The sequence below is a fragment of the Acinetobacter sp. NBRC 100985 genome, assembly GCF_000241225.1.
Lineage (GTDB): Bacteria > Pseudomonadota > Gammaproteobacteria > Pseudomonadales > Moraxellaceae > Acinetobacter > Acinetobacter venetianus.
The window spans coordinates 149,586-161,700 of sequence record NZ_BAEB01000038.1; the positions used below are offsets into that span (position 1 = coordinate 149,586).

Consider the following 12,115-nt stretch of genomic DNA (forward strand, 5'->3'; position numbering starts at 1 on the left):
ATTACATCGTTAAAATAAAAAATATTAAAGAAAAGTGGTCAAACTCGTTCGATAAACGTCAATTGATCTAATGATTTTAATAATTCAATTTGATATAGATTGCCTAATTCAGCTGGCATTTTTAACAAATCATTGAGGTGTTGCTCTCTAGCGAGGCAGGTTAATAACTTGATGACACCACCATGCGTCACAACTAATGCATTTTTCCAATCTTCGGTTTGCATTTGAATTGAAATTTCTTCAAAACCTATCATCACGCGTTGCTTAAACTGGGCTAAAGACTCACCATTTGGCGCGTGATACTGTGTTGGAAACTGCCAAAAATTTGCCAACAGCTCTGGAAAGTTTTCATAAATATGCTGAGTAGCTAATCCTTCCCAGTCACCAAAGTTCATTTCCTTGATGTTCGAATTAACGATGAGAGGTCGTTGTATTTTCACAGCTAATCGTTCCGCAAACAACTGACAACGGCGTAATGGCGAAGTAAAAAGGACATCCCAAGATGAACCATTGTCTATATTGTTCTGAATGGTTGATTGCATCTGCAACCAACCTGGTTCTGTCAGCTCATCATCGGTGTGGCCACGCAAGGTATGACTTAAAGTCGTTTCTCCATGCCGAAGTAAATCAATCAGCAACCTTATCACCTGATACAGCTGCTTCAGCAAAAGTTGCCATTTGATTATGTAAAGTGCAAGCAAGTTGAATCATTGAAAGCGCTGAACCTGCACCACTGCCTTCACCTAATCGCAAGTTCATTTTTAAAATTGGTTGCGCGTCTAATTCTTTTAAAATGCGTTGATGACCATACTCAGCAGATTGATGTCCAAACAACATCCACGCCCGTGTCTGAGGCTGGATTCGAACAGTACATAATGCAGCAACAGAACTGATGAAACCATCAACCACGATTGGTATTCCAATCTGTGCACAACGGAGATATGCACCTGTCATTGCTGCGATTTCTAAACCACCTACAGCCGCAAGTATTTTCAAAGCATCATCAGCAACATGTGCTGCATGTAACTTGACTGCTTGATTAATGACAGAAACTTTATGTGCAAGCTGCTGATGATTAATTCCAGTACCAACACCTGTTAGTTGCTCAGCACTTTCATTCAATAACAGACTGGCTAATGCTGATGCAGAACAGGTGTTCCCAATACCCATCTCACCAGCAATAAAGATATCTGCCGCTTTAGCTCGAGCAAGATCAACACTCTCTTTCCCTAATCGCATAGCTGCAATGCATTCTTGCTCAGTCATTGCGGCTTGCTGTGCAAAGTTCGCTGTTCCAGAACGAATACAATGACGCTCAACGCCGGTATATTGGTAAGGCTCACCTACTGTTCCGCAGTCAATCACTTGTAACTGAGCTTGATGATGTTTCGCAATTACACTAATTGCAGCGCCACCTGAAGCAAAGTTTTGCAGCATTTGACGTGTGACAGCTTGTGGATAGGCTGAAATATTTTCCTCTACAACACCATGATCACCTGCAAAAATCGTAATCCAAGGTTGTTGAATCTGTGGATGAACAGTTCCTTGTAAACTCGCAAGCTGAATCGCAATTTGTTCTAAATCACCCAATGCACCTGTAGGCTTAGTCAATTGTAGTTGACGTTGCTCAGCTTGTGATTGTGCCGCGATATCAGGCTGTTGAATAGACGCTAACCACCAAGAAGCTTGTTCAGACATGTTATTTCTCATCTTTTAAAATCATCGGAAAACCTGCGACACAAAACATCACTTTATTTGCGATTTGGCCTAAAGCTTGGTGTAAACGCCCTGCTTCGTCGACAAAACGACGGCTTATTTCGCCCATTGGGACAACACCCAATCCTGTCTCATTACTGACTAAAATAATGTGTGATTTTAATTTCGGTAGCACATTTAATAATTTTTCTGTTTCTATCTGCTGCAAGGCGATATCTTCTGATAGTAATAGATTGGTTAACCATAACGTTAGGCAATCAACCAAAATGACATGATTCTCACGATCTAGCAGTTGAAGCTGATCCGCGAGTAATATGGATTCTTCACATAAATGCCAATCTGCTGGACGTTGTTGTTGGTGATGTTGAATACGTTGTTGCATTTCCTCATCTAAGGCTTGTGCTGTCGCAACATAAGTAACTGTCAAACCAGTATCTTTTGCAATTTGCTCAGCCAAACGGCTTTTTCCAGAGCGAGCACCACCTAAAATCAGTTGTAACATATTTAACCTAATCTAATTTGGTGATAAGGATAGAGTAATCCTTGTAAAATCTGAGCTTTATAATAGCCGAAACTTAAATATTTCACCTGAATTTTAAATGGTTTTATTGCAATGCTTTGAATACGATCCAACACTAAATCACTTTGCCAAGCATCGTTATACAAACCTAAAGTAATATGCGGACAATACTCAAGTGCAGCTATTTCATTTGAATATTGAGCGAGTTGCTGACGAATCCCATCTAAAATTTTATTGTTATCTTCAACTTGTAGAAATAATGCACTGCTGAAGCTATCCAACTGGTTAATTTCAAGTTCGAAAGGTTCTATTTCCAGCGAGTTTAATGCCTGAACCTGCTGCTTTAATGTATCAATTTCAAAGTCATCATCATAATGTGAAGATTTTGGCGTTAGAAACCCACAAACGAATAAAGTGATGTGGTACTGCCGTTGATTAGAATCGATCAACAAGTCTGAAAATTTTGTTTTAATATGATCGAAATACTGAATAACTTCTACTTGATCTATTTCGATATACCACACAGCAAAATCTGAACGACCATGATGCCATTCAGGATAATCACGGCGTTCAGTTGAAATGAGCTGAGTAGATGCTTGTAATAACACAACTTTAAACACTTATAGAAAGTTGTGTTATTCAAACATAAATGACTTTAACAATTAAAGCGCTTTTCGTGTATCGCTTTAGGCATATTCAGGATTAAGTTCTAAACTCAAAAAATCGAATTGAATACCTGTTTCTTTCAATTCATTTTGGATGCCTTGCACGACCAAACCTGACAAAACTTTCTTCTGGCTATCCGTAATATCCATCTGAGCAATATTTTTGTGAAGATGTTGTGCTACCTCTTCACCATCAAGATTTAAATTTTTAAGTGCATAAACATAACCATACACCGCACCTTTCAATAAATTTTGATAAGGAAGTGCTTGATGAATATGATTTTCAATGCTTCCAAACACACGCTCATTAAAGTTAAGCTTTCGCAGCGGATCACGCGCGACACGTTCACATGGATCTTTATAAGCTGATCGACACGAGTTCAGGAAACTTTCAGCCATACGATCTAGTTCTTTGGCTTGATTCGGTACAATATTAACCAAACCTAGTTTCACTTCATCGACAACCTGTTCCGCATATTTCTTGATCTTTGAATCAGCCATTGCAATACCAATCATTTCATGGCCGATGGTACTTGCATACCACGCTAGCATTGCATGACAACCATTCCATAAACGGTTCTTAATGATCTGAATATCTGAAATTTGATCAACCAAAATCATTTGGCGCATCTTACTCAATAATGGACTGCGATTTTCAACATAAATCGGCATATCCGTTTCACTATGGAACAAGATTAAGTCCATATTTTGTAAGAACTGACCTGCTTGGAATTGTCCACGCATATCTTCCAGACAGTTAGTAATTTGCTGTTCTTGCTTTTCCGTTAAAGCAGTTTCATCAGAAAGCTCGATGGTTTCATCATTAAGATCAGACTGATACTGCTTAAACAGACGATGCTTAATATTTAACTGGCGATATAAAGCTTGATCGGTGAGTTTTGAAACCATTCTGTTCACAACGGTATCACAGAAGTAATGTTCACTTAAAATGTGCTCAGCAATATCTTCATCTGTAATTTCAAGCAAAGCTTCTCGAATATTTTTTAAGACTAAATACTTGGCACATACTTTATTGAGAATAATCAGGAACGTGATCGGCTCATTGTTCTGCATATCCTGAGACATAAAACGCGCCAACAGCCCTTTAGCAATAATTTTTGCTTCAGATGCAATCGCCTGTTCTGGGAGACAAAGTGCGATTAAACTCGATTGCATATACATCTCGAGCATTTGTTGTTCATTATCAGCATCAATCACGCTTAGATTTTCAATACGTTCATCATAAGAAGACTGACCAAATCGAATACTATAACTGCCAAAGCTATTTACAGACTCAAGATATAAACGATTTCGCGTAGATGCTAACATTCGTTTTGGACGTGTGTAGCCATCCCAATGCGATAAAATTTGGGCAATATACCCACCACCAATTGCCCCGAAGCCATGAATACCAACAGTAAGCTGATTCAAACTTTGCGGAAATGGTTCTTGTAAATGTGGCATACCGATTTCGGGAGTGTATTCATCCAAAGCATTCAAAAATTCATACATGTCTTGATAGTAGAATTTTGCTTTAGACAACATTCGGTCATTTGGTTCTTTAATATCTTTAAATAAAATCGTGATACCGCCTGCATCACTCGCAGAACAAATACCATTTTCAGAATCTTCAAACATTAAACATTGTTGTGGCTGTAGGTTTAATTTTTGCGCCGCTTTTAAAAAGATTTCTGGATGAGGCTTACCACGCTCTACTTCATCCCCACAAACCAGTAAATCGAAAAACTTATATACATTTGCATTAATTAAATATTCTTCAGCGATTGCTCTACGACTTGAAGTCGCAACAGCCATACGCAAACCAGACTTGCGTAGTCGCTCTAATACCTGAATGAGACCCTTTTTAATCGGTACACCATTCATACGAACTGATTCTAACTCTAATTCATCAGCGCGCTTTCTTATTTGCGCGTAAGGTACATCCTCACCATAGAACTTTTTCGCTAGTTCTTCAGCAGTTCGAGCACTCAGTCCCAAACATTGCATTAAATAGTCATCAGAGAATTCCTGTCCAATGAGCTCTTCTGAAGCTTGTTTCAATGTTTGAAAACGTAAACGTTCCGTGTCAAACATCGTCCCATCCATGTCAAAAAGCGCTCCTTGAACAGGATAATCATGAAAAATAAGCATTTGTACTCCTTTCTTTTACTATCGATTTTTATAGATTAACTAAAAAATGAGCATAAAATCCGAATTGTAAATAAATGAAATAAATTTGATCAAAAAACAATCAAATCATTTCAAATCCACACTATAATTGTAATTTATGGGGAAGTTAATTTGCATAACCATATAAAATATGAGTGCTATTTGATCATATGGATCAGTCTATAGAGAGATTAAATGTCTAAGGCCTTCAGCCAAATTATGTTGATTAGACTTTAAAAAGTAAATAAATATCCAAAGCTATGATTATCACTGAGACATAGTTAACCCCCATGTCTCAGTTGCAGCACCTATATTATTTACGAGATTTAGGCTGGTTGAGCCTCTGATTGTTGTTATGAAGCTTTGAAATAGCTCTCGAACTTATTATAAAAAGTCTCTCGATAACAGTAGTACAACATCGCCGTTTTTTCTGGCATTGGAATTAACCGCTGGCTTTCATAACACATTTCTTCAACTACAGCCGCATACGGCTTAACGGTATGATCAGGTTCACCTACAATTTTTTTTGCTTGCGAATGTTCAAAAATATAAAAACTTAGTAAACGAATGGTTGGACGTAAGAAACCTTTACCAAAAACTGACTTATCACCAAACAGTAAGTGCCAACCTAGATCTTGCTCATCTCCTTCGTAATAACGGCCTAAACGATCACGTTTCCCTTCATAAATTTCGGTATAACCGACATCTTTACCGTCAATCCCGACAATCAATAAACGTTGATGATCATCTGCCAGCATCTTGTCAAAATAAACCTGTAAATCTAGTTCTGACTTATTCAATTGCCACTGAGGAATCACATGCGGTTCATGCATCCATTGGTGTAAAAGCGGAATATCTTGCGGGTATTGTACTTGACGCAAATAGTATTGCGTTCCGTCTTCATAGTATTCGAAATAGTCTGGAAGTTTTTGTGAAAGCGTAAGCATTATATAGTTCCTTGCTTTTATCATTAAATGATAATAATAATTGTTTTCATTAAATGGTGGAATTTATTTTTCTTGTTTTTTGTTAATTTAATTTATTTATAAGAGCGTATTCGCTTCTACCTTGAAAAGCTTAAATAAACGCTAAAAGCTCTAGTGCTGTAAAAATAAAAGCGAAAATGATCGAACCTAACCAAATCAAAATGAAATATTTTCTAAATAGATAAAAACTAAGTACTTGTAAAAAAAATGCTGTTGTTAGTATCACGAATAGCCATGTTAAAGGTCCAACTGAAGAACCTTCATAATGACAATTCATTAGCAATGAAATCATCAGGAATAAAACTGTTAGCCAAGGCAAAACTCTTTTAAGATTTTGATTTAACCCATCGTATTTCAGATGCTTCTGACCAAACTGACTCAACATACAGCCCTGCATCATGGCAGCTAAGGACCAAAACAATGCTGCAAAACTCATTTTATCTCTCCAGATACTTTAAACTTTTTGAGATAGAACAGGATTGCTGCGATATAAGCCAAAGCAAGCAATAGAAAAGCAAGATCAACACCTGCCAACCACCACTGACCATGAACTGTACTATTTAATAAAGATGCTTCAGGCACGGTGATAAAACTAATGATTGGAATCATGAGCAAGACCAATGCCGTAATGATCAACAAAGATAAAATCGCTTTGCGAACACTTAAAGTTAAGCTGAATAACAGGCTCAAAATCCAAATCATAAAAAAAGTAGCCACTTCATAGCTGCTTCTGCTTTCAAACGTTGCAGGCAATATTCGCCCAGCGAATAAATAAGCTGCGGAAGCCAAAGGAAGCCCTAAAAAGGTAAAGAAATTCAATTGTTGTACTAATTTATAACTAAAATGATTTTGGGCTTTGATTCGCTTCTTTTGCCATAGCAATGCTCCTGCTATCAACATTACACAGCCAATAATACCCATGCACGACAAAATAAAACGCATCCACATCGATGCAAAATAACCAAGATGAATACCATACGTCGATGAGGCCAATTGAGCTACAGCACTTAAGTTTCTTGGCTGCTCAAGTAACTCAGCCGTATTTGCCGCAAAAAAATATTGAGGTGTATTTAAGGTGATAATATTTTTATAATTATATTCAAAACTAATCACCGCATCCGCTGTATTGGGTTTTCTTACTTCAAATTTATCTAAAAATGCCCCTGTTTGTGTCTGAGCTGGTAATTGCTCAATAAATTTTTTAAACGGCTGCATTGTTGTAGATGACGATGATGTAGAGGGTTTCGCCATCTCTATATACTGCATTTCATTATAAAATTGAGGAATCCCTGCTTTCCCATAATGCTGCGACAGTCCCCACGGCAATACTAGATAAAATAGAATCAATAAGCCTGTAAACCCCATAATCAAATAAAAAGGAAACGTCACAATGCCCGTTATATGGTGTAGGTCGAGTAAAGATCGTTGTCCTTTATAAGATCGGAAAACAAAGAACTCCTTGATGATTTTCTTATGAGTAATAATCCCTGAAATCAGGCTAATTAAAAAAATAATTGAAATAATAGCGACAATAAAACTGCCAATTTTGCTGGGTAGCGGATACAAGGTGTAATGCAATTTAAACAATAAATCACCACCCAAAGTATCACGTACTGGATTCAGTAAATCGCCAGTGAGTGGATTCTGTAATTGTTGATGCCGTCCATTTTCATCTTGCCATTGTAGTAAATTGACAGGCATTCGCTCATTTGCAACGGTGACTCGCCAACGTTTCGCATCTTCAGCGTGTTGGTTAAGATAATCAAAAGCAGTTTGAGCGGACTGTTGAGTAGATGGAATATGTTGAATACGACTCATCGCTTCAGGTTGCGCCCAGACATTCAACTCTGTACGAAAATAAGCGACGGAACCTGTAAAAAATATAAAGAAGATGCCCCATAAAACAACAATGCCAAACCAGCTATGCACAATGGCTTGTATTTGACGAAAATTCATTAGGTCATTCCCCATCTGTTTAATAACCAATAACCTGCAAGAAGTAATACTCCTAAACTATTCATACTCCAAAACCAAAGTTTAGATATCACCGCAGTGGCTAATACCACATAGAAAATGAAGAAAATAAAACTTAAAAATACGGCCAAATAGACGTTTTCTGCTGTCGCAAACGGTAACCAATTTGCCAAAACCAAACTTAGCCAAGAGCTATAACAATAGGCTGCAAGACAGATGAAAAATACTCTGCGATAAGTCAGATTAAATTTCTCTTGTTTTTCAATTCGGCTCATCTTAATTACCTTGCACTCAAAAAAAGCTTAGAGAGAAAGAAATACTCATTATCCAATCAATATTTCTTTCTCAAATTTTATTAGTAATTAATTGTATAGCTTAGTCCATAGGTACGACCTTCAGCAGGTAAACTTGATAACTTAGCAAATGAGACAGCCGATTGTTGGCTATATACAGTACGATAATCTTTGTTCCACACATTATAGACACCAAAGTCTAAGCGCCCTTTTCCTACAGGGAAATGTGTTAGCACATCCATGGTGGTATAACCTGTAATTTTTGCCGCTGAGTTTGGAAGGATATTATCGTCAGTTACAGCAACTAAATCGTCTTTGGCTGCTTTATCTGTACCTTTAACCGCTAACATTTGTACGCGAACGCCATAACCCTCATCATTATTCCATTCACCAAAGACTGTTCCTTTGGTCGGAGAAACTTGGTAAGCATTGAGTTCACGCCATTTCCCAGCAGCATCTTCGTATTGTCCACGGGTATAACCGAGTGTTCCGCCGACTTTAAAATTTTCCATGAATGGATAACTTGCAGTGAGCTCTGCACCATATACACGTTGATCTGCATCAGCCACACTAGCAGAACGGTTAGCATTAAACTGTACAACCTTATCGGACGTATTATAGAAGCCTGTTACACCAAGATTTAAACCATCATCTTGGTTTAAACGCCAACCCAATTCATAGCTATTCACTGTGATCGGTTCAATATTCGCTGTTGAAAGCGTATAAATCGCAACATCACGTAGCATACGTTGAACATCTGGATAACTGAAACCTTGTGAGAAGTTCGCAAATACTTGCTGATCATCCGTTAATTTGTATACAGCGCCTAAATTGAATAGAAACTTGTCTGAATTGGTTGAGTCACTTGGAATGACGGTCAAATCAGCACTTTGCCCTTGAGCTGCTCGTTGAGCTTGTCTTGATGGAATATAAGCATCTGTATCTGCTTTGATATATTGATAACGCGTGCCTGCTTGGATATTTAAACGATCCGTCAGTTCATAATCAGCTTGTAAAAAAGCACCGATATTTTGAATCGTTGTATCAGGCCCAGCACCATAACTTTTGCCTGTACTTGTATAAGTTAGACCATTATCCAATGCATTCAGTAAGTCATAGTATTGATGATCTTTTTCATGATCGTAATCTAAACCATACGTTAGTTTTAAGGCACGATCAGCAACGCTTAGTTCTTTTTGAAGTGTTGAGCGAAGCCCAGCAACTTCAATCTCAGATTGTGATTGGCTTGCAAATTGAGTCAGTGCATAAACAGGGAAAAATCGTGCATTTTCTTTGCGGTAGTACGCCTCAAGATTTAAGGTTTGCCCTAAAAACTCTTGATTTTGATATTGCGTATTTACTGCATAACGCTCAGTAAATGGTTGATTATCTAGTTTCAACCCTTTGACTGCTTTATATGAAGGATTGTTTACGACATCGCCCGTATAATCGCGTCCATATTCTGTGTCTTGCTTGTCTTTATAATATTGCGCACCAAAGCTCAAAGACTGTGTATCTGTTAAATCAATATTCACGCGACCATTTACATCGATTGTGTCGGTATCTTCACGGCTGGTCTGGTATGGATCGGTTGCGATACGCTCTCCCTTACCATCGAATTGAGAACCTCGACTGGTAAAGTTCGCACCTAAGAAACCATTGATATTGTCTTTATCGAATGAAACGGTTTGTCCAACTTCATAAGCTAAACCATCGCCACGGAATGTATCAGATGAAGTGATTCCAACTTTGGTTTCAAAGCTCAATGGTTTTGATGTATCAGCACGCTTGGTAATGATATTGATGATGCCACCTGTAGCACCAGAACCATAAATACTTGTAGCGCCTGAAATGATCTCAATACGTTCAATCATACTCGGACTAATACTATTGAGTTGTCGTGATACATCACGTGAACCTGTCTGAGATACACCATCAATCATGACCAATACATTACGGCCACGCATCGTCTGACCATAGTTACTCGTAGTTCCACTACTTGGTGCAAGTGATGGAACAAGTTGCGCTAATACATCAGCAACTTTACGTCCCGCCGTTGCTTGCTGCGCAATTTGATTATGGTCAATGGTTTGGACAGTCCCCGCAATTTCTGCAATATTTTTTGGTGTCCGCGTAGCTGTAACAACGATTTTCTCTAATTGTGCAACAGGTTTTTCCTTAGATTCTTCAGTAGCAACTTCATTTGAACTTGTATCTGCATAGACATGCTGAGCAAACATTGCCATAACAGCAAGACAACATGGTGTCATTTTAAACAGTACTTTTTTCGCCCCAAACTCATTCTTCGCTTTCATTTTCTCATTTCTCCAGAGCCCTAATATCACTCAAAAAATATCCAAAAGGCGACTCATCATACTAAATTTAAATATTAATGAGAATGATTTTTATTAAAAATAGTATTCATTAATTTCATTCAGACGAAAAAAATTGTCTTTTTTGAGTTTTTCCTCAGTTTCGAGCTGTTGAAACTGCTCCAAATATTGATGTGCTGTCTCAATCGCCAAGACAAAAACTCCATCTGCATCAGCCACTAATAGATCACCAGAATGCACCGTGAACTGATTAATATAAATTTCCGTGTCCATTTCAACCAAGCTCTCCCCCTCATTACGCGTGGTTAAGCAACTGACAGCATGTGCAAAAATGGGAAGCTTTAATTTTAATAACGCCTGTCGATCAGTAATAGCACCAAGCACGACAACGCCAGCTAAACCACAATGAATCGCTGCGACACTTCTTTGCTCCCCCCAACATGCACGCTGTAAATCATATCGTGCATCAATGATGAGGACTTCGTTCGACCGACAGCTCATTAAGACATCTCTTAATTTGCTTGCATTTTTTGACTCAAGCCGCGCTGTCCTAATCACACCGACTAGCCTTTGTTCAGGAGACATTGGTAAAACATGTGGAATATGCCCTTCATCCAATACATGCCCAATGGTCGAGGTCGCGATATTTTTATACGCCTCTATAAGCGCTTCTAGGTTTATGTTCTGGTTCATAAAATGTTCTCATTTGATCTGTTTAGCTGTGATGGACAGTTGCGACATAAAGTTTGACCAGCTTCATCTAACTGAAAATACAAACAGCACTTTTTTCTCATATAGGTTGCAAGCTCTGGATGCCAGTGACTCCAAAGACGAACAAAAGGATTTTCAGCTAAATGAAAACTTTGAGCTGAACGTATTTTGATGAGCTGTTGTTGTTGCTGTAATTTTTCTTGCATCTCAGGACTTATGTTTTGCTGTGTCCATGAGTGATAGAACTGCACCACACGAACCGCAGCATTTTCCCAAAGCAAGGCATAAGACACTCTTCCAACCTTAGCGATCTGTTGAAACAAACAATTGAGCTGATCAAAAATCGCACCAACATCCTGCAAAGACATCACTTCAAGAGATAAAGCCTCAGTGTTTGTCAACTGCAATGTCCGATCCCAGTACCATTCACAGTGTAAGTTGACAGCTAAGATTGAACTCTGCCATTTCACAAAAGTTAAAGATGCCGCCTGGCAATAAAGAAAAGGTAAGATCCAAACAGTAGACCAATATTTGACAAATAAAGAGCTGGCACAGCTTAGGTTTTTAGCATGAATACGTTTTGCAAAGTCTTGAAGAGTATTTTCACAAATCGAATCATCAAGCAAATCTGCTAAAGTGATCGCCTTTGTGTCTAAGTAACACACCTCCAGTTTCAGATGTTTGCGCAACGCTGAAACTGGCGTGGTTAATCTTGCTTGATTAGCACAGTAACTATTCATGCATCGCT

The 12,115-nt window shown here is 38.2% G+C and carries 12 protein-coding genes; all 12 read right to left on the reverse strand.

The genetic code is table 11. The features are described from left to right. Window positions 1-38: 38 nt before the first annotated feature. Complete coding sequence (locus ACT4_RS14405; protein WP_007483331.1) at window positions 39-638, reverse strand: histidine phosphatase family protein; 600 nt, start codon at window positions 636-638, stop codon at window positions 39-41. After that, window positions 628-1,698: a nicotinate-nucleotide--dimethylbenzimidazole phosphoribosyltransferase gene (gene cobT, locus ACT4_RS14410; protein ID WP_007483334.1), complete on the reverse strand. Its 1,071-nt coding sequence runs from the start codon at window positions 1,696-1,698 to the stop codon at window positions 628-630. The genes ACT4_RS14405 and cobT overlap by 11 nt, the downstream gene beginning before the upstream one ends. A 1-nt stretch (window position 1,699) precedes the next feature. Further along, the gene (gene cobU, locus ACT4_RS14415) at window positions 1,700-2,218 is read right to left on the reverse strand and encodes a bifunctional adenosylcobinamide kinase/adenosylcobinamide-phosphate guanylyltransferase (RefSeq protein ID WP_007483335.1); all 519 of its coding nucleotides are present in this window, start codon (window positions 2,216-2,218) and stop codon (window positions 1,700-1,702) included. A gap of 2 nt (window positions 2,219-2,220) precedes the next feature. Further along, window positions 2,221-2,844 (reverse strand): 2'-5' RNA ligase family protein, encoded by a 624-nt coding sequence (locus tag ACT4_RS14420; RefSeq protein ID WP_034605253.1) that lies wholly within the window; start codon window positions 2,842-2,844, stop codon window positions 2,221-2,223. A gap of 78 nt (window positions 2,845-2,922) precedes the next feature. Next, a complete protein-coding gene (gene mtlD, locus ACT4_RS14425) occupies window positions 2,923-5,052 on the reverse strand; it encodes a bifunctional mannitol-1-phosphate dehydrogenase/phosphatase (RefSeq protein WP_007483338.1) in 2,130 nt (709 codons plus the stop codon). A gap of 371 nt (window positions 5,053-5,423) precedes the next feature. Continuing rightward, the gene (locus ACT4_RS14430; RefSeq protein WP_007483340.1) at window positions 5,424-6,017 is read right to left on the reverse strand and encodes a GNAT family N-acetyltransferase; all 594 of its coding nucleotides are present in this window, start codon (window positions 6,015-6,017) and stop codon (window positions 5,424-5,426) included. A 130-nt stretch (window positions 6,018-6,147) separates the two neighbouring features. After that, window positions 6,148-6,492: a hypothetical protein gene (locus ACT4_RS14435; RefSeq protein WP_007483341.1), complete on the reverse strand. Its 345-nt coding sequence runs from the start codon at window positions 6,490-6,492 to the stop codon at window positions 6,148-6,150. Next, a complete protein-coding gene (locus ACT4_RS14440; protein WP_007483342.1) occupies window positions 6,489-8,012 on the reverse strand; it encodes a PepSY domain-containing protein in 1,524 nt (507 codons plus the stop codon). Before ACT4_RS14440 ends, ACT4_RS14435 begins: the two co-directional genes overlap by 4 nt. Continuing rightward, entirely contained in the window at window positions 8,012-8,305 is a 294-nt protein-coding gene (locus tag ACT4_RS14445; protein WP_007483345.1) for a hypothetical protein, read from the reverse strand. Before ACT4_RS14445 ends, ACT4_RS14440 begins: the two co-directional genes overlap by 1 nt. 80 nt (window positions 8,306-8,385) lie before the next feature. Next, entirely contained in the window at window positions 8,386-10,638 is a 2,253-nt protein-coding gene (locus ACT4_RS14450) for a TonB-dependent receptor (RefSeq protein WP_007483346.1), read from the reverse strand. Window positions 10,639-10,731: 93 nt separating this feature from the next. Beyond that, window positions 10,732-11,349, reverse strand: coding sequence for an RraA family protein (locus tag ACT4_RS14455; RefSeq protein ID WP_007483347.1), 618 nt, complete (start codon window positions 11,347-11,349; stop codon window positions 10,732-10,734). Further along, window positions 11,346-12,107: a (2Fe-2S)-binding protein gene (locus tag ACT4_RS14460; protein WP_007483349.1), complete on the reverse strand. Its 762-nt coding sequence runs from the start codon at window positions 12,105-12,107 to the stop codon at window positions 11,346-11,348. The genes ACT4_RS14455 and ACT4_RS14460 overlap by 4 nt, the downstream gene beginning before the upstream one ends. Window positions 12,108-12,115 lie beyond the last annotated feature (8 nt).

Excerpts from the sequence above, each read along its gene's own strand:
- cobT (WP_007483334.1), bottom strand. The coding sequence starts at position 1,698 with ATGTCTGAACAAGCTTCTTGGTGGTTAGCGTCTATTCAACAGCCTGAT.
- cobU (WP_007483335.1), bottom strand. The coding sequence starts at position 2,218 with ATGTTACAACTGATTTTAGGTGGTGCTCGCTCTGGAAAAAGCCGTTTG.
- mtlD (WP_007483338.1), bottom strand. The coding sequence starts at position 5,052 with ATGCTTATTTTTCATGATTATCCTGTTCAAGGAGCGCTTTTTGACATG.
- ACT4_RS14430 (WP_007483340.1), bottom strand. The coding sequence starts at position 6,017 with ATGCTTACGCTTTCACAAAAACTTCCAGACTATTTCGAATACTATGAA.
- ACT4_RS14435 (WP_007483341.1), bottom strand. The coding sequence starts at position 6,492 with ATGAGTTTTGCAGCATTGTTTTGGTCCTTAGCTGCCATGATGCAGGGC.
- ACT4_RS14440 (WP_007483342.1), bottom strand. The coding sequence starts at position 8,012 with ATGAATTTTCGTCAAATACAAGCCATTGTGCATAGCTGGTTTGGCATT.
- ACT4_RS14445 (WP_007483345.1), bottom strand. The coding sequence starts at position 8,305 with ATGAGCCGAATTGAAAAACAAGAGAAATTTAATCTGACTTATCGCAGA.
- ACT4_RS14450 (WP_007483346.1), bottom strand. The coding sequence starts at position 10,638 with ATGAAAGCGAAGAATGAGTTTGGGGCGAAAAAAGTACTGTTTAAAATG.
- ACT4_RS14455 (WP_007483347.1), bottom strand. The coding sequence starts at position 11,349 with ATGAACCAGAACATAAACCTAGAAGCGCTTATAGAGGCGTATAAAAAT.
- ACT4_RS14460 (WP_007483349.1), bottom strand. The coding sequence starts at position 12,107 with ATGAATAGTTACTGTGCTAATCAAGCAAGATTAACCACGCCAGTTTCA.